The sequence below is a fragment of the Stenotrophomonas sp. Sm10 genome (assembly GCF_030985515.1).
GTDB lineage: Bacteria > Pseudomonadota > Gammaproteobacteria > Xanthomonadales > Xanthomonadaceae > Stenotrophomonas > Stenotrophomonas hibiscicola.
Genome location: NZ_JAPTFO010000018.1, coordinates 17,301 through 39,345, shown reverse-complemented (window position 1 = coordinate 39,345; position 22,045 = coordinate 17,301). Strand labels below are relative to the sequence as shown.

15 protein-coding genes are annotated in these 22,045 nt (G+C 65.6%); 2 read left to right on the top strand and 13 right to left on the bottom strand.

Features of this window, described 5'->3' with window-relative positions:
- Positions 1 to 5 precede the first annotated feature (5 nt).
- The 6 genes from O0J15_RS07465 to O0J15_RS07440 all read right to left on the bottom strand — a co-directional run bounded on the left by O0J15_RS07465 (position 6) and on the right by O0J15_RS07440 (position 6,374).
- Positions 6 to 1,031 (bottom strand): MoxR family ATPase, encoded by a 1,026-nt coding sequence (locus O0J15_RS07465; protein ID WP_021203694.1) that lies wholly within the window; start codon positions 1,029 to 1,031, stop codon positions 6 to 8.
- Between the two features lie 195 nt (positions 1,032 to 1,226).
- Positions 1,227 to 3,197: a type IV pilus secretin PilQ gene (locus O0J15_RS07460; protein WP_134731840.1), complete on the bottom strand. Its 1,971-nt coding sequence runs from the start codon at positions 3,195 to 3,197 to the stop codon at positions 1,227 to 1,229.
- Positions 3,198 to 3,218: 21 nt separating this feature from the next.
- Positions 3,219 to 3,752: a pilus assembly protein PilP gene (locus O0J15_RS07455; protein WP_019659994.1), complete on the bottom strand. Its 534-nt coding sequence runs from the start codon at positions 3,750 to 3,752 to the stop codon at positions 3,219 to 3,221.
- The gene (locus tag O0J15_RS07450) at positions 3,752 to 4,429 is read right to left on the bottom strand and encodes a type 4a pilus biogenesis protein PilO (RefSeq protein ID WP_021203696.1); all 678 of its coding nucleotides are present in this window, start codon (positions 4,427 to 4,429) and stop codon (positions 3,752 to 3,754) included. Before O0J15_RS07450 ends, O0J15_RS07455 begins: the two co-directional genes overlap by 1 nt.
- Complete coding sequence (locus O0J15_RS07445) at positions 4,426 to 5,316, bottom strand: PilN domain-containing protein (RefSeq protein WP_180877605.1); 891 nt, start codon at positions 5,314 to 5,316, stop codon at positions 4,426 to 4,428. The genes O0J15_RS07450 and O0J15_RS07445 overlap by 4 nt, the downstream gene beginning before the upstream one ends.
- Positions 5,316 to 6,374: a pilus assembly protein PilM gene (locus O0J15_RS07440; protein WP_010484061.1), complete on the bottom strand. Its 1,059-nt coding sequence runs from the start codon at positions 6,372 to 6,374 to the stop codon at positions 5,316 to 5,318. The genes O0J15_RS07445 and O0J15_RS07440 overlap by 1 nt, the downstream gene beginning before the upstream one ends.
- Positions 6,375 to 6,593: 219 nt before the next feature.
- Between O0J15_RS07440 and O0J15_RS07435 the strand changes: the two genes are divergently transcribed.
- Together O0J15_RS07435 and O0J15_RS07430 are read left to right on the top strand one after the other, a co-directional pair.
- Complete coding sequence (locus tag O0J15_RS07435; protein ID WP_308305405.1) at positions 6,594 to 9,017, top strand: penicillin-binding protein 1A; 2,424 nt, start codon at positions 6,594 to 6,596, stop codon at positions 9,015 to 9,017.
- 360 nt (positions 9,018 to 9,377) lie between these two features.
- On the top strand, positions 9,378 to 10,022 hold the full coding sequence (locus O0J15_RS07430; RefSeq protein ID WP_075676367.1) for a hypothetical protein: 645 nt from the start codon (positions 9,378 to 9,380) through the stop codon (positions 10,020 to 10,022).
- 177 nt (positions 10,023 to 10,199) lie between these two features.
- Here O0J15_RS07430 and O0J15_RS07425 read toward each other — a convergent pair whose 3' ends face one another.
- The 7 genes from O0J15_RS07425 to O0J15_RS07395 form a co-directional block, all read right to left on the bottom strand.
- A complete protein-coding gene (locus O0J15_RS07425) occupies positions 10,200 to 10,943 on the bottom strand; it encodes a hypothetical protein (protein WP_134731836.1) in 744 nt (247 codons plus the stop codon).
- Positions 10,944 to 11,012: 69 nt separating this feature from the next.
- On the bottom strand, positions 11,013 to 16,049 hold the full coding sequence (locus O0J15_RS07420; protein ID WP_308305404.1) for an ESPR-type extended signal peptide-containing protein: 5,037 nt from the start codon (positions 16,047 to 16,049) through the stop codon (positions 11,013 to 11,015).
- A gap of 66 nt (positions 16,050 to 16,115) precedes the next feature.
- Positions 16,116 to 16,826 (bottom strand): pilus assembly protein, encoded by a 711-nt coding sequence (locus O0J15_RS07415; RefSeq protein ID WP_164145045.1) that lies wholly within the window; start codon positions 16,824 to 16,826, stop codon positions 16,116 to 16,118.
- An 18-nt stretch (positions 16,827 to 16,844) separates the two neighbouring features.
- Positions 16,845 to 17,774, bottom strand: a complete 930-nt coding sequence (locus tag O0J15_RS07410) for a CfaE/CblD family pilus tip adhesin (protein WP_308305415.1) — start codon at positions 17,772 to 17,774, stop codon at positions 16,845 to 16,847.
- A gap of 200 nt (positions 17,775 to 17,974) precedes the next feature.
- Positions 17,975 to 20,701 carry a TcfC E-set like domain-containing protein gene (locus O0J15_RS07405; protein WP_308305403.1) on the bottom strand — a complete coding sequence of 909 codons (2,727 nt, stop codon included), beginning with the start codon at positions 20,699 to 20,701 and terminating at the stop codon, positions 17,975 to 17,977.
- A 51-nt stretch (positions 20,702 to 20,752) separates the two neighbouring features.
- Complete coding sequence (locus O0J15_RS07400) at positions 20,753 to 21,262, bottom strand: CS1 type fimbrial major subunit (protein WP_155030055.1); 510 nt, start codon at positions 21,260 to 21,262, stop codon at positions 20,753 to 20,755.
- 397 nt (positions 21,263 to 21,659) lie between these two features.
- Positions 21,660 to 22,022: a NirD/YgiW/YdeI family stress tolerance protein gene (locus tag O0J15_RS07395; RefSeq protein WP_308305402.1), complete on the bottom strand. Its 363-nt coding sequence runs from the start codon at positions 22,020 to 22,022 to the stop codon at positions 21,660 to 21,662.
- Positions 22,023 to 22,045 lie beyond the last annotated feature (23 nt).

Sequence of the window (22,045 nt, the reverse complement as noted above, 5' to 3'; positions counted from 1 at the left end):
CAGGCTCAGGGTGCCGGCACGCGGGCCAGCAGTTCCTGCACCAGGCGTTCGCCATCCCAGCCTTCGGCGGTGGCTTCGTAGCTGGGCAGTACGCGATGGCGCAGCACGTCGGCGGCAACCGCTCGCACGTCATCGGGCGTGACGAAGTCGCGGCCGGCCAACCAGGCGCGCGCACGTGCGCAGCGTTCCAGCGCGATGGAACCGCGCGGGCTGGCGCCCCAGGCAATGCGGCGGCCCAGGCCAGCGTCATAGCGCGACGGATCACGCGAGGCCAGCACCAGCTCGATCAGGTAGCGTTCCAGCGCCGGCGCCATGTGCAGGTCCAGCACTTCGCGGCGGGCATCGAACACATCCTGCATCGGCAGCTTTTCCGCCGCCGGTGCGGCTTCGCCCAGCGCGCCACGGGCGCGGTCGCGGGCCAGCCGAAGGATCTCCGATTCGGCGGCCTGGTCCGGGTAGCCGATGCGTACATGCATCAGGAACCGGTCCAGCTGTGCTTCGGGCAGCGGGAAGGTGCCTTCCTGCTCGATCGGGTTCTGCGTGGCCATCACCAGGAACAGCGGCGGCAGCGCGTAGGTGTGGCGGCCAACGGTGACCTGGCGCTCACCCATCGCTTCCAGCAGCGCCGACTGCACCTTGGCCGGCGCGCGGTTGATTTCATCGGCCAGCAGGATCGGGTGGAAGATCGGGCCGGGTACGAATTCGAAGCGGCCCTCCTGCGGGCGCCAGATCTCGGTGCCGGTCAGGTCGGCCGGCAACAGGTCCGGGGTGAACTGCACGCGGGCGAAATCCGCCTCCAGGCGCGAGGCCAGCGCACGGATCGCCGTGGTCTTGGCCAGGCCCGGAGCGCCTTCCACCAACAGGTGGCCATCGGCCAGCAGCGCGATCAGCAGGCGTTCGACCAGTGCCGCCTGGCCGACGATCTCGGCCGACAGGGCATCGCGCAGCTGGGTGAAGGCGCCATGCAGGCGGGAGGCGGCCGGCGCGGGCGGCGGCGAGACGGTTTCGGGCATCGGCGGTGGCAGGTTCATGGGGGCCTTTGACCGGCGCGGGATGGCACGGGTTCCCGACATCATCGCAGGGTGCCTTGCGATTGGCATCAAGAAAGGATGAACAGCGTCCACGCATGGCGTGGATCTACTGGACATGGGCGTCGTGGATCAACGGGTGGAAACGCAGAAGGGCCGCGCATGGCGGCCCTTCTGCGTTGCGCGGGTGGCGCGGGCTCAGTTCTGCTTGGCCACGCGCAGCACCTTCGGCGTGACGAACACCAGCAGCTCGGCCTTGTCCTTGTTGCGGCCGCGCTTCTTGAACAGGTTGCCCAGGAACGGCACGTCGCCCAGGAACGGCACCTTGCTGATGCTGCTGCGGTCGGTGAACTCGTACACGCCACCGATGACCACGGTCTGCCCATCCTCGACCAGTACCGCAGTGTTGACCTCGCGGCGGTTGATCGACGGCACCGTGCCGTAGCCCTGCAGTTCGATCAGGCGGTCGACTTCATCCTTCTTCACCTGCATGTTGAGGAACACGCGGTTGTCGTTGGTGATGGTCGGGGTCACCCGCAGTTCCAGCACCACTTCCTTGAACTGCACGTTCGGGGTGGAGCCGGCGCCACCGGCAGCACCGGTGCCGCTGATGGTGACGTAGCCGATTTCCTTGCCTTGCTTGATCATCGCCTCGCGCTGGTTGGTGGTAACCACGCGCGGGTTGGAGATCACCTCACCTCGCGACTCTTCCTGCATGGCCGACAGCTCCACGTCCAGCAGGTAGCCTGCGTTGAGGATCGACAGCGCCAGCGAGCCGGGGTTGTTGGCTGCGGCTACCGGCACACTCCAGTTCAGGCCACGGGTAATTGCCGAACCCGTCGGCACGGGCGGCGGACCGACGCGGCCGCCAGTAATCCAGTCACGTTCGGCCTTGGCATTATCCTGTGCAGCCTTGACCTGGGATTCGCGGGTCAGGCGATTGGCTTCCAGGTTGCCACTGAAATACACGTTGTCGCGGCTGCCGCTGATGCCGAACTTCGCACCCAGCTCGCGGGCGAAGGTATCGGTAGCGATGACGATACGGCTTTCGATCAGCACCTGGTCAACCGGACGGTCGATCACACCGATCAGCTCACGCATGCGCGCGATCTTCTTCGGGATGTCGCTGATCATCAGCGTGTTGGTGCGCTCGTCGGCCACGATACGGCCACGTGGAGAAAGGAAGCCACTATCCTCCTGCGATGAACTGCCTCCATTACCACTATTGTTGCTACTTCCACCGATGCCCTTGGCCTCGGTCAGCGCTTTGAAGATCTGCGTGGCGCTGTGGTAGTTGATCTGGACGTAATCGGTGACCAGGTCTTCGCGGTTCTCGATGGCGATCCGCGCGTCTTCCTTCTCCTGCTCGAACTTGGCCAGCTCAGCCTGCGGAGCGACCCAGATGACGCTGCCATCGCGACGCTTGTCCAGGCCCTTGGCGCGCAGCACGATGTCCAGCGCCTGGTCCCACGGCACGTTGACCAGGCGCAAGGTCACATTGCCCTGTACCGAATCGGAGGCCACCACGTTGAGATTGGATTCCTCGGCGATCAACTGCAGCACGGTGCGCACCGGCACGTCCTGGAAGTTGAAGGTCACCGGCTTGCCGGTGAAGCCACGCTGCCCCACCGCCTTGGCGGCCTGGGTGACGCTGCCGGCGGTGACCGCGCCCACCGCGGCGGGCGCCTGCCGCGGGCTGATCTCCACCACGTACTCGTTGCCGCTCTGGTAGGCCAGCGACTCCACCGCGCCACCGGTACTGAGCACCAGCTGGGTACCGGCACCGGACGGCTTGGCGTCGATGCGCTGCACCGGTGTGGCAAAGTCGGTGACGTTCATCGGCTTCTGCAGGTTGGCCGGCAGCCGAGCGTTACCGACATCGACCACCACGCTGTTGCCCTGCGTACGCAGATCCGGCACCGCGCCCTGGCCGTCGAACTGGACGATCAGGCGCCCGGCGCCATCATCGCCGCGCTTGAAATCGATCTTGGCCACCGACAGGCCGGCCGGCGCTGCCGCCGGAGCCACGGTGGCGCCCACCGGCTTCTCGGCCGGTGCGGCGGCCAGCGCCGGAGCGCAGGCCAGCATCAGCGCGACTCCCAACGCGCTGACACGGTTCAAGGTAGAGCGCCGGTTGGGACGCAGCCCCTTGGCTTGGTGAAAGGTCATCGTGCTATCCCCAGTAAACGATCATTGATCTTCAAGCGAGAGCGTTGCCGGCCGTTCCAGCCAGCCGCCCGCGCCATCCGGCACCAGTTCGATCAGCTCCACGTGGTCTTCGAAGACCGCCGTGACCCGCCCGTCGCTCTGCCCCAGGTACCCACCCGGGCGTACCCGGTAGGTCACCTTGTCCGGCCCCATCACCAGCGCCACGGTAGCGGCGCCGGTGCCGATGGTACCGACCATGTCCAGTGCATCCAGCGGGAAGCCTTCCAACGGCTCCTTGCGCCGGTTCGGATCCGGACGCAATCCGCCATTCCCCTGCTGCGGATTGGTCCAGGCATCGGTGAACGGATCGCGCAGGCCCTGTGCGGAGTATTCGAAGGTTTCGAACTGCTGCATCACCGGCAGCGGCTCCAGCGGCTGCGCCGGTCGTGCACGCTCGCCTTCCACCCACTTTTCAAGATTCGGCGCATCACCCGGCGTGCTGGTCACGCCGCGGCCACAGGCGGCCAGCAACAGGACCGCCAACGCCACTGCACTGCGTGCGATGTACGTGCGCATCACTTCTTGCCCCCCTTGCCGTTCTTCTTTTTCGCTTCGGCATCGGCGACAGCCTGCTGCGCCTGCACTTCCGTCTCATCCAGATAGCGATAGGTCTTGACCGTACCGGACAGCTCCAGCGCACCGCTGCGGGCGTTGCCGCTGGCCTTGTCCTTGGGCTTGAGGTTGATGTCGTGCATGGTCAGGATGACCACGCGCGGCAGCGACGCCACGCCACTGACGAAAGCACCGAACTGGTGGTAACTGCCCACCATGCGCAGCTTGATCGGCTTTTCGGCGTAGAACTCCTTGACCTGCTCCTGCTCCGGCTCGAACAGCTCGTTGGTCAGGCCGCTGGACAACGCGGTCTGCGAAATGTCGATGATCAGGTCCGGCATTTCGGTCTTGCTGGGCAGCTGCCGCAGCATCTGCTGCAGCACCTGTTCCATCTGTGCCAGCTGCTGCTTCAGCGGCGCCAGGTTCACCGCGCGTTCCTGCTGCTTGGTGAACTCGGCACGCAGGTCGACTTCCTTCGATTCCAGGCCGGCCAGTTCCTCGCGCTTGCCACTGATCAGCAGCATCCACGCAACGAACATGATCACCAGCGCCAACAGCGAGCAGAAGACGATCTTGGCCTTCTGCGGCCAGTTGCCGATGTCGTTGAAATCCAGGTTCTTCAGATCGATTTTCTGGCTCATGCGCGATCCCCCTGCAGCGGGGCGTTGAAGGCCTGCGGCGGCTGCGCCAGGCGGCTGCCCTCGGGCTTCGGCGCAGGCTTGGCAGCCGGGGCTGCCGGCTGGTTCGGCGCGGCCGGGGTGGCAGCAGGTGCGTTGACCGGAGCGGCGGCGGGGGCGGGGGCAGCCGGAGCAGCAGCGGGCTGGCCTGCGGCCGGTGCAGCAGGCGCCGCTGCATCCGGGCCGGCGGCAAGCGGGGCCACTGCGGGCGGAGCCGGCGTTGCCACCGAACCATCGGCGTTGAGGCCTGGCGTACCGGCCACTTCCTCACTCTGTGCCGGCAGCTTCACCTTGACCACGAACACATAGGGCAGCGCCTTGATGTCCGCAACCGGGCCGGTCTTGCCGTCCTTGTCCTTCTCGGGGTCACGCGCTTCGATGATCGACAGTTCCGGGTTGGTCATCCAGCCGGACGTTTCCAGGTTGCGCATGTACGCCGAAACACGGGCGTTGGACTGGGTGCGCCCTTCCAGGGTCAGCACGTCGCCTTCCTGCTTCAGCGCGGTCAGCACCAGGCCATCGGGAATCGTGCGCACCAGCGCATCGAACAGGTGCACCATCTGCGAGCGCTTGGCCTGCAGTTCTTCAATGACCTTCTTGCGGGCCAGCAGGCGTTCCTTCTGCGCGTCAAGGCGGTCGATCTCCTTGTTCTGTTCCTTGACCTTCTCGATCTCGGCTTCCAGATAGGCATTGCGGTCCATCTGGCCGCTCACCTGGCGGTCGTAATAGAACCAGATCACCAGCGACAGCAGCAGGCCACCGATCGCGGCCATGCCAAGCATTGCGTAGAACTCGCGCTGGCGTTGCTTGCGCCGCTCGGCGCGCCAGGGCAATAGATTGATGCGTGCCATCAGTCGAAGCTCCTCAGCGCCAGACCGGTGGCGATCATCAGCGCGGGGGCATCCTGGGCCAGCGCATGTGCGTTCACCTTCGGCCCCAGGGTCATCTGCGCCAGCGGGTTGGCGACCACGGTCGGCACGCCCAGCTGTTCCTCGACCATTTCCGGCAGGCCGCCGAGCACGGCGCAGCCGCCGGCCAGCACGATGTGGTCAACGCGGTTGAACTCGCTGCCTGCGTAGAAGAACTGCAGCAGGCGGCTGATCTGCTGGACCGTGGCTTCCTTGAACGGCTCCAGCACTTCCATCTCGTAGCTTTCCGGCAGCCCACCCTGGCGCTTGGCCAGACCGGCTTCCTCGTAGCTCAGGCCGTAACGGCGCATGATCTCGTCGGTCAGCTGCTTGCCACCGAACACCTGTTCGCGGCTGTACAGGCTGCGGCCGCCGCGCAGAACGTTGAGGGTGGTCATGGTGGCGCCGATATCGACCAGCGCGACCACGCCCTCGATGGACACCGGCAGCTCGCTGGCGACCAGGGCGTAGGCGTTCTCGACCGCGAAGGCCTCCACGTCCATCACCTTGGCCTGCAGGCCACCCAGTTCCAGGGCCGACTGGCGCAGTTCCACGTTCTCCGAACGCGACGCGGCCAGCAGCACCTGGACCATCTCCGGGTTGTTCGGGATCGCCCCGATCACCTCGAAGTCCAGGTTCACTTCCTCGATCGGGTACGGAATGTAGTTGACCGCTTCCAGCTCGATCTGGGCTTCCATGTCGTTCTCGTCGAGCTCGGCCGGCATCGGGATCACCTTGGTGATCACCGCCGAACCGGCAACGGCGGCAGCGGCCAGCTTGGCCTTGCTCCCCGAGCGGTTCATCGCGCGGCGGATGGCCTCACCCACGGCCTCCACTTCCACGATGTTCTTTTCCACCACCGCATTCGGCGGAAGAGGTTCCACAGCGTAATGTTCCACGCGAAAACGGTTGCCACTGCGGGACAGCTGCAAAAGCTTTACCGCAGTCGAACTGATGTCGACGCCTACGAGCGGCGACTGACTTTTTGGGATGAGCCCCACGGTTTCTCCCCTGCCGACGGGCACTTGGACGCAAGACCTGCGCCCGAGCATTAATAACGTATTCTTAGCAAATGGCAACGGCCCTGCTGTGAAGTTCCTCACGGATTCACGATGCAGCCCCTGACTGTTCCCCTTGCGCTCCCCGGTGCCGACCCCAGCCGCCACCTTGCGTAATCTATACTCTGCGACCACGAAATTCGCAATCGGAATCTGAACCCGATGACTCGACTCCGCCGCTGGCTGCGCTGGATCTTCCTGATTGTCCTGGTCCTGGCGCTGATCGGCGCGGCCGCCGTGGGCGGTCTGTACTACGCCGTGTCCTCCAAGCTTCCCGACGTGCAGACCCTGCGCGACGTGGAAATGCAGGAGCCGATGTACGTCTATGCCGCCGACGGCAAGCTGATGGCGGTGTTCGGCGAGACCCGGCGTACCCCGATCACCATGAAGGACGTGCCGGAGAAGCTGAAGCAGGCCTTCCTGGCCACCGAGGACGCCCGCTTCTACGAGCATGGCGGCGTGGACTACAAGGGCATCGGCCGCGCGGTCTGGCTGCTGGCCACCACCAACGACAAGCGCGTGCCCGGTGGTTCCACCATCACCCAGCAGGTGGCCCGCCAGTTCTTCCTCAGCTCCGAGTACAGCTACACCCGCAAGCTGGCCGAGATCCTGCTGGCGCGGAAGATCGAGTCCGAGCTGAGCAAGGACGAGATCTTCGAGCTGTATCTGAACAAGAGTTTCTTCGGCAACCGCGCCTACGGCGTCGCCGCTGCCGCCGAGTTCTATTACGGCAAGAAACTGAACGAGCTGGACCTGGACGAGATGGCCTCGCTGGCCGGCATCCCCAAGTTCCCGTCCTCGGGCAACCCGATCTCCAACCCGGAGCGCGCCCGCCAGCGTCGTGACAACTATGTGCTGCAGCGCATGGCCGACCTGAAGTTCGTCAGCCAGGCCGAGGCCGACGCGGCCAAGGCCGTGCCGATGCACGCCACCGCGCATGAGCCGCCGGTGCAGGTCGATGCCCCGTACGTGGCCGAGCTGGTGCGCCAGGAAATGATCGCCCGCTTCGGCGGTGACGTGGTCAACAAGGGCTACCACGTCACCACCACAATCGATTCGACCCTGCAGACCGCCGCCAACCAGTCGGTGCGCGACGGCCTGCTGCTGTACGACCACCGCCACGGCTGGCACGGCGTGGAGAAGCAGGTCCAGGTGGGTGCCGGCGAAGACGCCGCCGCCCTGGCCGAGCACCTGCGTGGCCTGTACGGCCAGGCCGGCCTGCTGCCGGCCATCGTTGCCAGCACCGGTGCCGATGGCAGCGCCACCGTGGTACTGGCCAACCGCAGCGAGATCGTGCTGCCGGCCGGTGCCGCCAAGTGGACCAACAAGACCCCGGGCAAGCTGGTGCAGCGCGGTGACATCGTGCGCGTGCGTGCCGGTGCCAAGGAAGGTGAGTGGCTGCTGGATCAGCTCCCACGCGGCCAGTCCGCGCTGGTCTCGCTGGATGCCCACAGCGGCGCGCTGAAGGCGCTGGTTGGCGGTTTCAGCTTCTCCGGCAACAAGTTCAACCGTGCCACCCAGGCCCGCCGCCAGCCGGGTTCGAGCTTCAAGCCCTTCATCTACGCCGCGGCCTTCGACAAGGGCTACAACCCGGCCTCGATCGTGCTCGACGCCCCGGTCGTGTTCCGCGACCGCCGCGGCAAGACCTGGGCCCCGCAGAACGACGGCGGCGGTTTCCGCGGCCCGATGCGCCTGCGCGAAGCGCTGGTGCAGTCGCGCAACCTGGTCTCGGTGCGTCTGCTCGATGGCATGGGCGTGGACTACGCGCGCAAGTACATCAGCGAATTTGGTTTCGCCGAATCGGAACTGCCGCCGAACCTGTCGATGTCGCTGGGTACCGCCTCGCTCACCCCGCTGTCGGTGGCCCGTGGCTACGCCGTGTTCGCCAACGGCGGCTCGCGCGTGGACACCTGGCTGATCGACCAGGTGAACGACCGCGACGGCAACCTGGTGTTCAAGGAAAACCCGGCGATGGCCTGCCGCGACTGCGCCGGCAGCAGCGACCAGCCGGTCAACCAGGTGGTGGACGGCTTCAACTTCGGCGCCCCGGCCCCGAAGGTGGACCCGGCTGCTGCGGCCAAGGCCGAAGCCAAGGCCGAGACCCCGGCCGCGCCGGTCAACCCCGATGCCCGCACCGCCCCGCGCGCGATCGACGCCCGCACCGCCTACCAGCTGGTGTCGATGATGCGCGACGTGGTCCAGCGCGGTACCGGCGTGCAGGCCAAGGTGCTCGGCCGCGAGGACGTGGGCGGCAAGACCGGCTCCACCAACGACCACCGCGACGCCTGGTTCTCCGGCTTCGGTGGCCCGTACGTGACTACGGTGTGGGTGGGCCGCGACGACTTCCGCTCGCTGGGCTACCGCGAATACGGTGGCAAGGCCGCGCTGCCGATCTGGATCGACTACATGCGCACCGCGCTGAAGGACACCCCGATCGCGCAGAACGAGCCGCCCAGCGGCATGGTCCAGGCCACCCTCAACGGCGCGACCGAGTGGGTGAAGGTGGAAGACATGGACCGCCTGACCGACTACGACTTGAACCTCAATACGCCGCAGGCCGACGCCGCCGCGTTCGATATCTTCTGAGGAAGGATTCGGTGGGTGCCAACCGTTGGTTGGCACTGCCCTTTGTAGAGCCGAGCCCATGCTCGGCTTCGGGGGCCCGCGGTAGAGCAGCCGAGCATGGGCTCGGCTCTACAGGATCAACGGCACCCTTTTGCTCCGGTAGATGCCAACCTTGGTTGGCGCCGCCTTTGTAGAGCCGAGCCATGCTCGGCTCCGGGCGCTCGCGATAGAGCAGCCGAGCATGGGCTCGGCTCTACAGGATCAACGGCACCCGTTGGCCGTGGTGGGTGCCAACCGTTGGTTGGCATCTCCGCGCCATACCCACGCAGATGTCACATCCGTGCGCTACTCTGTAGCCAGGTCGCAACAGGGAGTCATCGCATGCATCGCGCCCGTCAGCATGCTGCCAGCCAGACCCGCGAGCGGCGCCACCGCCTCGCCCACGAAGCCGCCCGCCTGATGGCCGAAGGCGGCATCCGCGACTACCACCAGGCCAAGTTGAAGGCCGCCAGCCGGCTCGGCATCCACGACGATGCCTCCCTGCCCCGCAACACCGAGATCGAAGACGCCCTGCGCGAGTACCAGCGGCTGTTCTCCGGGCCCCAGCACGGCAACGAACTGCAGCGCCGCCGAGAGGCTGCCATGCGCGCGCTGGAGTTCCTGCACGGCTTCGCCCCACGGCTGGCCGGCCCGGTGCTGGAAGGCACCGCCGATGCCAACAGCCCGGTGCAGCTTCACCTGCACAGCGACGACCCGGAAGCCGTGCACCGCTTCCTGGACGAGCACGGCATCCCCGCCGAATCGCGGACGCGCCGCCTGCGCATGGATCGCGAGCGCTGCCTGGACGTGCCGGTGTGGGTGTTCAGTGCCGAGGAACTGACCTTTGACCTGGCCGTGCTGCCGTACGATGCCCTGCGTCAGGCACCGTTGTCGCCGGTCGATGAGAAGCCGATGCGGCGCGCGTCTGTCGCGCAGTTGCGGCAGGTGCTGGCCGAGGCCGAGATCACCGCGTACATCGGCGGATGACGGTAGCGCCGGCCCATGGCCGGCGAGCGCAGCGGTACCTGCCAGTGATGGGTGCGGACCGTTGGTCCGCACCGTGCTTCAGGCATTTCGATTGCTGGCCGGAGAGCAGTCGAGCACGGCTCGACTCTACAAAAGCTGCGCTACCTGCGCTGGCAGATGATGCCCATCATGCTCCCGTTACCAGACAAAACGGGTATCGCGCAGCGGATCGCTGAGCAGCCGCGGCAGCCACGGTACTGGGGCTCGCTGCGGATACTCCCGCATCATCTGTGCATGCATGACCTGCAGGCCCCGCAGCAACCAGATCTGGTCATAGATGTCGTTGAACCCATCCGACCACCCACTCTTCACCCGCTCATGCTCGACCGCCTCCAACGAGGGCATCTGGTCCAGCGACACCTCCAGGATCGTCAACAGTGCTGTGTTGATCTGCGCATTCTCAACACCCGCCCTGCGCACATCCTCCAATCGAGCGCGAATCCGTCGGCAGTCGTACGGGACGCACCCACCCGTGGCGGTGATGTAGTCGGCGATGTCCGCCAGCATGTCGGCTTTCAGCCGCCACACCACTTCGCTGTCCATCACCTGCCGCACCCGCATCGTGCGCAACGTGCTCGCCCTTACCTCCTCCGGCGTGGTGAACGGTGCACCCGGCGTGCGGCCCGCGTGACGCACCAGCACGATGCGATGGATCGCCTCGCTGGTGACGCCCTCGATCCGCAGCGCCGCTGCCTGAGGACGCACGCGCGGCGGCGGCACGCCCAGCATCTGCCACAGGTACCACAGCACCAGCAGCAGACCGGCAATGCATAGCCCGCTCATCAGCGTCCACAGATCCAGGTTCCGGGTGTAGTAGCGAAAGCGCGCCCGCCAGATATAGAACGTGCGATAGCTGACGATTCCACTTACCCATCTGTACATTGCCTTCTCCTCGGCAAGGACCCCGGCGCGGCGGGGTTCATTACGCGCACCACGCCGGGGCCGCATGGCTTACCAGCCGATGCCGACGCCGACGCCCATGCTGCGCTCACCGCTGTTGGTGAACGCCCCATTGAGGCTGAAGGTGGCCGAGCCCTTTTCGTTGAGCACGCGCTGGTAGCCCACCGCCATCGCGGACTCACCCTCGCTGTAGCCCACGCCCGCACCGAGGCGGTTGTAGGTGGCCAGGCCCGCGGTGTTCATCGCCATCGCGGTCTGTGCGCTGCTCATCGCCGCCATGCGGTTGAAGCGCTTGTCCATCTTGTCCAGGCGACGTTCGAAGTTGCTGATCGCGCCATCGGTGTACTCGTTGGCGCGTGCCAGCATCTTCTCCAGCTCAGCGGTGTCGACCTGCGGCTTGGGCGTGTCGTCCTTCTTCGACTTCGGCTGCGGCGCGGGCTTCTCACCTTCGCCGACCGACGCCACCTGCTGGCCGCCTTCGGCCTGCGGCACCGGTGCTTCTGGTTCGGGCACCGAAGCGACGGCCATTGCCTGCGGCTGCGGCGCATCGATGCGCTCTTCCAGGCCATCGATACGGCCGTTGAGCTGCTGCTGCATCGAATGCAGCTGGCCACCATTGACCGCATCGCGGCTACCGGCGGCGACCAGGCCATTGGCCACGTTGGAGATGACCATGCCGTGGGTTCCGGCCAGGGTGAGCTGGTTGAGACCGTCGGCGCGGACCGAGGGGGTGTCCTGGAACACGTTGCGCAGCTGGGACTCGACCTGGTTCACGCGCGAGGTGGTGCTGATGACTGCGCCGTCGAGTGCCTCCAGCGCACCATTGAGGGTGGACTGGGACTGGCCCTGTACGTTGAAGCTGGGGCCGACGATGTTGCCGTTGGCATCGACGTCACCGCCGAGCGCGAACAGCGCCCCGCGTAGCTGGCCGACGGTGGCGGCGTTGTGGTTGGCGGTGCCGCTGGCGATGTTTACGAGGCGGCGCTTGATGCCAACACCGCCAAATGACGCAACTCCTTCCTCATCTGCCAGGGCACCGTTTCCAAGTGCCAGAGAGCCATGAGCTCCGCCTTGAACTCTTGCGGCAGCACCAATCGCGATACCCTCATTCGCACCGCCCGCGCCTCCACCGACCTGTGCACCGACACCCATTGCGAATCCATTCGCAGAGTCCACAGAGACAGTCGCCGCTCTACCAATTGCGGTCGAGTTCTTCCCCATGGCCTCCGCAAACGTCCCTACCGCAGTTCCTCCCTCCAGTCCCGTCTTTGCTGAATTTCCCAACGCAACGCCCGCCACACCCGCCTGGGCGCGTTCACTGAAGGGCGCTGACCCGATACTCACAAACTGTGCGACGTCCTCAAGTTCCGAAACACGGCTGTTGGTCTCATAGAGCTGACTTCCACGAACAACATCCGAACTGTCAGCCGACAACTTCGCTTCAGCCACACCAGTCAAACTCGCACCACCGTAGTCGATGACGCCCGCATCCAATCCACGCATTGCCCGCTCGCCCATCTCCCGCTCCTTGCGCATCGCCTCCAGATCATTTCGATTCTGCGAGATCTTCTGCTCTGCGGCGTACAGCTGATTGCCCGTTACGGCATCGCGGCTTCCGGGCGCCAACCGACCGTCAGCCAGATTGGTCAACACCATGCCGTTCGCGCCACTCAGCGCGATCTGGCTCATGCCATCGCCACGGACCGAGGGTGAATCCTGGAAGATCGAGTTGAGCTGACCCTCCACCTTGTCCGCACGGCGGCTTGAGGTGATGACGGCACCATCGAGCGCCATCAACGCGTCTTCAACGGTGTTCTGCGTCCCGCCCTGCACCGAGTAGATCGGGGCAATGATGTTGCCGCTGGCGTCCATGCTTGCGCTGCCGCCGAGCGTGGCGAGGGAATCCTTCAATTGGGAGACGGTCGTGGCGTTGTGATCGGCAGTGCCCCGGGCGATGTTCACGAGGCGCCTCTGGGCAAAGGCGTTCCCGAACGACGCAACGCCTGCTTCGGTCGCTTCAGCACCTTGACCAAGTGCAAGCGAACCAGTTGCACCCTCACCAGTCCTTGCGCCCGCACCGATCGCAACACCACCTTCCGCGACACCACCCGAGCCACCGACCTGAGCTCCAGCTCCTAGAGCAAATCCACCCTCTGATCCATCGAACACAGTTGATCCGCGCCCCACAGCTACGGAGTTCCTCCCCATCGCCACGGCACGAGTACCCACTGCGGTGCCCCCCTCCTTTCCAGTCTTTGCCGCGTTTCCTAGCGCCACACCCGCAACACCCGCTTCAGCCGGCTCACTAATCGGCGCGTGCCCTACACTCAAGAACTGGCCAGTACCTTCCAGTGACGAAATACGAGCGTTGGTTGCAAACAACTGCCGACCAGATACAGCTTCCGCACTACTGTCGGTCACCAACCCATCCGCCACCCCACTGATCCTGCGATTGTCCCCGACGCTATTGCGCACATCCAGCACGGTTCCACTGTTCTCCTCACCCAGACGGACATTGCCGTTGGCGGTAGCCTGGCTGACCAGTCCCTCCAGAGCACCCGTGCTGATCAACGCCTTGGCGGCGTCGACCTTCGCAACCGTTGCATCCGCCTGCGCCGCCGTAGCCGCTTTCTCCACGGCAGCCACCTGCACGTTGGTGGCATTGAGCTGCTTGCCGTTGACCGCTTCGTTGCTGCTGGCACTTACCGTGCCATCCGCCACACCGGCAACCTTCCGGCTGGCGTTGGCGCTGTTGCGCACGTCCAGCACGGTTCCGCTGTTCTTCTCGCCCAGACGGACATTGCCGCTGGCGGCAGTCTGGCTGACCAGTCCTTCCAACGCGGTGGTGCTGACCAACGCCTTGGCAGCATCTGCCTTCGCAACCGTGGCATCCGCCTGCGCAGCTGCAGCCGCCTTCTCCACGGCAGCTACCTGCACATTGGTGGCATTGAGCTGCTTGCCGTTGACCGCTTCATTGCTGCTGGCACTTACCGTGCCATCCGCCACACCGGCAACCTTCCGGCTGGCGTTGGCGCTGTTGCGCACGTCCAGTACAGTGCCGCTGTTCTTCTCGCCCAGGCGGACATTGCCGCTGGCGGTGGTCTGAGAGACCAACCCGGCGAGCGCGGTGGTCTCGGTCAGTGCCTTGGCAGCATCGGCTTTTGCGGCGTTGGCCGCCGTCTGCGCGCTCGTCGCCATGTTCTGCGCAGTGGACACGGCCTGGTTGGTCGCGAACAGCTGATTGCCGGTGATGGCATCGGTACTGCCATTGCTGACCGCGCCATCGGCAATGTACTGGATCTTGCGCTTGAGAGTGGCGCTGCCCACCGAAACGGAGTTGACGGACGCCGTGACAGAGCCCGCACCCAGTGCCACTGCATTGTCATGGCGGGCATTGGCCCGGTCACCCAGTGCAACGGCGCTGGTGTTGGCCGATACCGCAAGATTGCCCAACGCGGTGGCGAACTGCGCGGTGGCCTCGCTGCCACGCCCCAGCGCAGTGGACTGCTTTGCCGTCGCTTTGCTCAGGTACCCCATTGCAGTGGCATGCTCGGCAGCCGCATTGGCGTCACCGCCCACGGCGATGGAGAAGTTGCCGCTGGCAATGGCCCGGAAGCCGGTCGCGACCGCGCCGTTTGCGCTGCGCGTGTTTGCACCGATGGAAACGCCGGCATTCTGGTTGTTCACCTTGTTGCCTTCTGCATCGACGCCGGCCAGTGCATCGAATCCGAGCGCGACACTGCGACCGTTGTAGGCCTTGGCATTGTTGCCGATGGCGGTGCTGATGCCGTAGCTGCCCGACTCTGCAACCGCGCCCTTGCCCAGTGCCAGGGTGGTGGCATCGATACGATTGGTGGCGGACTGCGCGAGCGTCCGAACGTCCGCGAGGTCTCCCTTTACGGTTCCCACTGCCGATTCCACTGTCCCCAGCCTGGTGTTCGTGGCGTTGAGCTGCCTGCCATTCACGGCATCTGTACTGCTTGTCGTCAACGCTCCATCAGAAACGCCACTCACTTTTCGCGTCGCCAGTACTGCATTGCGCATGCTGACTTCCGTGCCGGTATTGCTGTTGGCAATACGCACTATGCCGCTCGCGGAATCCTGCTTGATCAGGCCATCGACCCGCTCGCTCATCGCATGCAGTTGCTTGCCGGTAACGGCATCTGAGCTGGAAGCCGTGATGCGGCCGTCTTCCACGTTCACAATTCGCCGTCGCAGCGTCGAACTGCCCACGGAGACAGTATGCATTTCGGTTGCGGAAGAACGCACACCCAGCGCAACTGCTCCTTGCGCGGTGGTCGACGCGCCGTAGCCCAGGGCCACGCCATCAATGCGCGCCTCGGCGCCACCGCCTATGGCGATTGCACCGGTGTAGCCGGCCGTCCCGGCCTTCGCAGCAGCACCAATGGCGATGCCGGAGTTGCCGCCGCCGGTATCGACCGAGGCTTTGCTGCCCAGGGCGACGCCATCAACGCCATTGGCGAAAGCGTTTGCGCCCATTGCGACCGCATTCTCGCTCTGTGACAACGAGCCACTGCCGACGGCAAGCGCGTTCTGGCGCGTTGCCGCAGCGCTGTTTCCGAATGCGCTTGAGCCGATGCCCTTGCCATAGGCGTTCGTGCCCACAATCGTGCTGTGACCGCCATTGGCGCTGGCATTGTAGCCAACGGCAACGCTGTCCACGCCGTTCGCATTTGCCTTAGCGCCGAATGCAGAACTGAAGTTCCCCTTCACATAGCTTTGGTGGCCAAACATGGTGATCCAGTCGCCATCTGCTACGGCACCGCCTCCAATAACGAGGTAGTCATTACTCCCCAAGGCGGCGTTCGCGTAGGAGATGCCTGAGGTTCTGCCGATGATGGGCGTACAGTTGACATTGCCGGAATCCGTTCGCGTACAGCCCCCCATGTAGAAGGCCGCCGCCTCTGCCTTGTCCAGTCCAGGCCCGATCTGCATAAGCGTGACTAGCGCTGTAGCCGTGCAGGCCTTCGCCACGCGACCACCTCCCTGATTGCGGTTGATCAGCTCGCTGGCCACCTCCCAGCATCCCTTGGCCCGGTTCCAGATACGCCGATAGATTCGATTCATGGTCTTTCTCCTTAACAGTTTGTGGAAAAGGCATCCCGCGCCATGCGCGGGACGCAGGGAGGGGGATCAACTGGGCTGGATGGCCACGTCCTGGACATGCTCGCGATAGCCGTCCTGGGAAAGCCGGTAGCGCAGGCGCAGCGAACTGCCCGGCTGCGGCTGGAACGGCAGGGTGAAATCGGCATCCGGGTACAGGCTGTGCGAGAGGTCGTGCGGTGTGCAGACGCCGGCGGCCGTGCATTCGGCCGCATGGACGATGCCCACGCGCAGCGTGCCGCTGTTGTGCAGCGTGTTGCCGCGTACACTCAGGTTGACCACGCCGTCGGCGGGCACCACGTTCACCAGCGCGCCCCACACCAGGCTGACGCCAACGTCGGCGTGCGCAGCGTCGTCGCTGCTTTCCAGTTCAGTGCCTTCCGGGCCGCGCACACCTTCGAAGTACACGCGGTATGCGGTTTCCTTCTGTACCGGCTGCAGTGGGATCAGCCGGATCAGGCGATTGCCACCGCCTGACAGCGCGAACTTGCCGGGCGTGATGGCAATGGCCGAATCGGCGACCTCGATATCCTGCTCCTGTTCGCGAGGCGTTGCCGGGTTGTCGATGCGTCGCAGGCTGGCCTGTACATACTGCGGGCGGGTGGACTGCGAGTAGACGCGGATCTGCGCACCACGCTTGGCATCCATCGCGGTTCGCATGGGATGGATGGACAGGTTGGCGTGTGCTGCTGGTGCAAGCAGCGCACTCAACGGCAGCATCCAGGCGATCAGTTTGTTCATGGCAGGCTCCGTGTGGGATCAGGGTTTGGCGGTGGGGACGCGCAGTTCCACCGTCAGCTCGCCCTCGTAGAGACCGGGGCGCTTGCTGGCGACGGGGGTGGGAGGTGTCTGCAGGGTCAGCGGCGTGGGCACGCAATAGACCGGCTGGCTGATGCCGGGCAGCATCACCAGGCGCAGTTCGGCACTGTCGATGCCATGCAGCAGCTCTTCCACGCCATGCCGCATGCGGATATCGCGCCCGCCGTAGTTCAGGCTGACGTGGTAGTCCAGGCGCTGGCGGTCGTCGCTGCCACCATCGCGATGCCATACCGCGAAGTCGCTGCCGGGTGGCGGGCGCGGCCCGCTGTCACGCACGGTGACACCGAGGAACTCGCTCTGCGAGCCGAGGCCGTCGTAGAGGCACATCTCCAGCTGCTTGCGGCCGCCTACCATCTGCTTGATGGGGTCGTAGCGCAGGTCCATGTTGACCAGCGGCGCAATGTTGTCGAAGGCCGGGAAGTAGATCGAGATCGCGTCGTAGTCGGTGACGGTGAACTCGAAATTGAAGGTGGCGGTGGCGACGGGAGCTGCGGCGGGATCGGCCTTGATGTTCAGGCGCATCGTGGCCTTCCAGTGACCTGCGACGAGGCGCGCAAGTTCCGCTGACGGAATTGACAGCCTGACGCCTGTGCCTATTGGCTGATCTGGCCCGCAGGTGTACCAGGATGCCGAACTCAAAATCCTCTGCAGCGAGTCCCAATAGTCGATCGCACATCCCCAGTCAGACATGATCCGCTGGATGCTGCCAAACGCGCGGACTTCGATGCGTAAGCCAGTCCGCTGATCTGCAAACCTAAGCGAAACCTCAGTAACCCCATCTGCGCCAGACGGAATACCCGCCGTGGGACATTTGCCAAACTCGGCATCAGAAGCAGACCCACACACCACATGGATCTGCCCATACTTCATCGCCACGTCATGACTGAACCCCAGCACCGTCCTCGGCGCCCACAGCTCCACGTCACCGGGCACGGCCGAGCGGTCCCACGTCATCACGATGTCCCGGCTCTGATCGGTGGGATGCGTCTCCGGCGGCCACTGCGCCCACGCCCGTGGCATCAGCACGGCCAGCGCGCACACCAGCATCAACACGAACAACACACGCCGGCTCATGGCGTTCCTCCTGCAGCAGCGGTCTGGGGCGTGGCGGCAATCAGCGCGCGTTCCTGCAGCAGCCGGGTGACGCGGGCCTGCTGGCGGATCTCCGCCGGCAGCTGGGCCACGGCCAGCGGTTCGCAGTGCACGGCACCGACCAGCAGCACCACCTGGCGGCGCTCGCGCACCTGCAGCGGGCAGTGCAGCAGGCGGTCGTCCTGCAGCAGGTAGAGCGTTGTCTCGCGACGCGGGAAGTCGGCGACGAAGCCGCCGTTGGCGCTGGTGCCGGGCACCGGCGCGTTGAGGATGCGGGCGCCACCCAGCGGCGCACCGGCAAGCGTGCGGGCGCTGCCGATGAAGGTATAGGTCACTTCGATCGGCACCGGCATGCGCATCAGCCGCCCTGGGGCCAGGAACATCGGGCGCACGCCGCCCACGCCGCTCACGCGGATGGCGGCCATGCTGGTGTCGATGCCGGCGTCCTGCAGTTCGGCCCGGTGCGACTGGTAGGCGGCCAACGGCAGCAGCCGGCGCTCGCCGATCTGCAGCCGTTGCCGGCCTGCGCCACTCACCTGCAGTTCGGCAGCCACGCCCTGCAGGTCCAGGTCATCGGTGGCGCCTACCTGTACCGCCAGCCCGGCGTCGGCGCCGCTCCCTGCGCCCCAGTACGCGCCCCGCCGGCCCAGCGCGAAGGCGGAGCTGTGCGTGCCGCTGTAGGCAGTCTCGCTGCGGCCATGCTGCTGGTAGTACGCCACGGTGGCGCCGGTCTGTCCGTAGCGGTTCTGCAGCTGCCCGCCCAGCGATGCGCTGTAGCGGTCGTTGTTGTTGGCGCGCAGCTCGGAGGTCAGCTCACGCAACTGCGCGTCCACCTCCTGGCGATAGCTCTGGCCGACGCTGTAGTTGATCTCCGGCCGCTGGTGCTGCGGCTGGCGTATGTCCATCGCGTAGCGGCGCTGGCCGTTGCCAACATGGCTGCGTTGCAGGCGGGTGAAGCTCACGTTGAGGTAGATGCCACGGTCGCGCGTGCGGATGTCGCGGGCACTGTCGTGGCTGAGCTGCTGCCACAAGCCCAGCCGCGTGGAGACGCTGAAATCCTGCCAACGATGGCTGCGGCTGAAGCTGGCCTGCCAGGTGCGGCTGAGCTGCGGCTCACGGTGCGGTTGCAGCGGTTGCGGCGGCAGGAACGGATCCAGTGGCGCCAACGGATCATCGTCATCAGGACGGCTCCAACCGGTGCGCCAGGTCTGGCGCCGGGTGTACCCCAGGTACGCCGTACCCCCGGCGATCGGCAGCGAGACCGATCCGCTGAGCGAGTTGGTGCAGCCCAGGCGGTCCCGTGCATCGGCCTCGAACTGACAGGCCTTGCCGCGCATGCGCTGCTGGTAGATGTTCCAGGACGCCTTGCGCCGGTATGACAGCTGATGCTGCTGGCCATGGCTGCCATCGCTGCCGCGCATGCCGCTGAACGTTGCGCGCATCTCCTGCGTGGCCAGCACGCGGCGCAGGTCCACGCGCAGTTCGCCATAGCTGTGCCCGCCCAGATGGGCAACGCCCGCGGTAACGGCCAGGTCGCGTGCCAATGGCACACGCATACCGGCCACCGCCACCTGCTCACCATCGAAGCGGTCGCTGCGGCGCTCGTTGCGGCGGCCACCCTGCACGAACCACTGCCATTGGCTGTCGGTCCAGTCACCGCCCTTGTCGAAGGGAGCTTCTTCAGTACGCACCAGCACGCCATCCTCGTAGATGCGCATGCGCACCAGGTAGCTGCCGAACGGGAAGTTGCGGGTATCGATCTGGTTGATGCCGGCCTGCAGGTAGTAGGTCTGCAGCAGGCGCTCGCCGTCGAACACGTCCACGCGCGCATCGCGGGCGAGCAGGACCGTCAGTGGCGAGGCCTGCACGGCAGCATCGCTGTCCACGTAAGCCTGGGTGGTGCCCACGCGGGCACCGTCGAAGCGGTCCAGCGGCAGCATGCTGAAACCGAAGGTGCCGCCCTGTGGGCTGGACAGGTTGCGGCGGTCCATGCGCCCGGCCTGCAGGTAATACTGCTGGCCCAGGTCATGGCGGTAATAGACGTTGTCGAATTCGAAATGCGCATCGCCACCGTTGCTGCGGTAGCGCTGCTGGGTGAAGTACCAGTCGGCGGACATATGGCCCCGCTGGAACAGGCCGAGGACGCCGGTGCCGCGCGCACTGAACGACTGGTAGTCGCGCCCACCGGTAAGGTTGAGTACCTGCTGGTGCAGGAAAGCGTTCTCGGCATTGCTGCTGAGCGCGTGGAAGCGTTCCGCGGCGGGCTCGCCACCGATCCACTTGCGCGCCACGAACAGGCGCACGGCGCCCTCGCCTTCGTCGTACAGCGCGAGCGCGGCGGCAGGGTCTTCCGGGGGATCCAGATAACCGCAACCGGCCTCGGCGCCACCGAAGCGGCAGGCCAGGTGGCTGTTGCGTGGCAGCGGCTGCGACAGCGCCGGCAGCAGCGCGGCCTGCGCCTCGGCGGACAGGTCCAGTGCCTGCAGCACGCGCGCGGGATCTTCCAGCTGCACATGCTCCAGGGTGACGCGCACCGGCGACAGCCCGGCCGAGCGGCCGAACAGCCGGATGTCGAGTTGTTCGGTCTGGCCTTCGACCAGATCTTCGAAACCGGGCGGGACGCCGCGCGCGGCCACCAGCGGAGTGGACAACGCCAGGGCGAGCGCGACCGCCAGCCGGGTGACGGCGGGGGCGTGTGAGGTCATGGGGGTACCGCTGGAGAAGCGGCCGGCCCGGGAGCCGGGCCGGCGCGGGGATTACGGCGAGGCCGCCTTCTGGTTCAGCACGACGTTGACGATGCCGCTGTAGCGACCCTTGGTGGTGATCGGGGCCGGGGTGGCCTGGGCAATGGTCAACGGCATCGAGATCGAGGCGCCCGGGGTCGAACCGGCGCCGGTGAACAGGTCGACTGCCTTGTATTCGATGGCGGCGGCACCCAGTGCGCGATTGTTGAGGCTGATGGTCATCGGCACGGTGACGCTGCCGGTCTCATTTGCGAGGGCAAACGCGCCGTCGATGCGTGCCTCGATATCCGCGGTTTCGTCGTTGGAGTGAATGCGCACACGCTGCGTGTCCGGAATCAGGCCGCGCAGCGGATCGTGGGTCAGCGTGACCAGGTCCGGCAGCGGGGTGCCGTCATCACGCAGCAGTGCCAGGGTCGGGTCGACGTCGGCATAGACGGAGATCTTGGTTTCCAGCGCGTGCGCAGACAGCGAAACAGTGGCCAGCGCTGCAGCGAGCGCGGCCTTCTTGATGATGGCGTGCATGGGTTGTCTCTCTCGGACAGGGGAATATGAAAGCCTCCCTCCCCTAAGGAGAAAGGGAGGGAGGCGCCACCCGCAGAGGTGGGTGCGGGCGACGGAGAGAATGTTAGGAATCCATTGCCATGCAGACTATTCAAGCATTCCTAAAACGTGGAACGTTAAGGAGAATTCTTGAAGGTGTTCAATGTTTGAGGGCTATGCAATTCCCCTCACTGCTTGAATGCAATAAACCTCATTGCTTCGCATTTGTAGAGTCGAGCCGTGCTCGACGGCTGTTCGCACCATACGTGCGAGTCGAGCATGGCTCGACTCTACAGACAGCTTTTCCGCTCGTTTGACGTCATCCACGCATGGCGTGGATCTACTGTGGCGCCGGGCCCATGCGCGGCTGCCGTTCGCTTCAACCTGCGGGCACCACGGTGACGTGATCGACATCGATGTCGGTCGGCTTGAATCGATGCGTGTCGACCTTGCCACGCAGCTCGACCACGGTGTCGGCACCGACGGCCTGCGACGGCATGTCTTCGTCGTCGATCTCGACCTCGATCTGGCCGCTGGCGTCGCGGAACTGGTAGCGCTCATGGCCGATCTTGGAGATGAGGGTGCCACGCAGCACCACCGGATGGTCATCGCGCTGCGCGCGTGCGTCGGCGACGGTGCTGGCAGCCGTTCCCGCGCCTGGTCCGGTGTACTGCGCAAAGGCCTGCGGGCTCAGCAGGGCAAGCGGCGTGGCGATGAGGGCGATGGCAAACAGTCGGTTCATGGTGTTCTCCGTGGAGGGATGAG

What these genes read in the sequence shown, in the direction of transcription:
- O0J15_RS07445 (WP_180877605.1), bottom strand. Translation starts at nt 5,316, where the DNA reads ATGGCACGCATCAATCTATTGCCCTGGCGCGCCGAGCGGCGCAAGCAA.
- O0J15_RS07415 (WP_164145045.1), bottom strand. Translation starts at nt 16,826, where the DNA reads ATGAACAAACTGATCGCCTGGATGCTGCCGTTGAGTGCGCTGCTTGCA.
- O0J15_RS07455 (WP_019659994.1), bottom strand. Translation starts at nt 3,752, where the DNA reads ATGCGCACGTACATCGCACGCAGTGCAGTGGCGTTGGCGGTCCTGTTG.
- O0J15_RS07410 (WP_308305415.1), bottom strand. Translation starts at nt 17,774, where the DNA reads ATGAAGTATGGGCAGATCCATGTGGTGTGTGGGTCTGCTTCTGATGCC.
- O0J15_RS07435 (WP_308305405.1), top strand. Translation starts at nt 6,594, where the DNA reads ATGACTCGACTCCGCCGCTGGCTGCGCTGGATCTTCCTGATTGTCCTG.
- O0J15_RS07430 (WP_075676367.1), top strand. Translation starts at nt 9,378, where the DNA reads ATGCATCGCGCCCGTCAGCATGCTGCCAGCCAGACCCGCGAGCGGCGC.
- O0J15_RS07450 (WP_021203696.1), bottom strand. Translation starts at nt 4,429, where the DNA reads ATGAGCCAGAAAATCGATCTGAAGAACCTGGATTTCAACGACATCGGC.
- O0J15_RS07405 (WP_308305403.1), bottom strand. Translation starts at nt 20,701, where the DNA reads ATGACCTCACACGCCCCCGCCGTCACCCGGCTGGCGGTCGCGCTCGCC.
- O0J15_RS07400 (WP_155030055.1), bottom strand. Translation starts at nt 21,262, where the DNA reads ATGCACGCCATCATCAAGAAGGCCGCGCTCGCTGCAGCGCTGGCCACT.
- O0J15_RS07425 (WP_134731836.1), bottom strand. Translation starts at nt 10,943, where the DNA reads ATGTACAGATGGGTAAGTGGAATCGTCAGCTATCGCACGTTCTATATC.
- O0J15_RS07420 (WP_308305404.1), bottom strand. Translation starts at nt 16,049, where the DNA reads ATGAATCGAATCTATCGGCGTATCTGGAACCGGGCCAAGGGATGCTGG.
- O0J15_RS07465 (WP_021203694.1), bottom strand. Translation starts at nt 1,031, where the DNA reads ATGAACCTGCCACCGCCGATGCCCGAAACCGTCTCGCCGCCGCCCGCG.
- O0J15_RS07460 (WP_134731840.1), bottom strand. Translation starts at nt 3,197, where the DNA reads ATGACCTTTCACCAAGCCAAGGGGCTGCGTCCCAACCGGCGCTCTACC.
- O0J15_RS07395 (WP_308305402.1), bottom strand. Translation starts at nt 22,022, where the DNA reads ATGAACCGACTGTTTGCCATCGCCCTCATCGCCACGCCGCTTGCCCTG.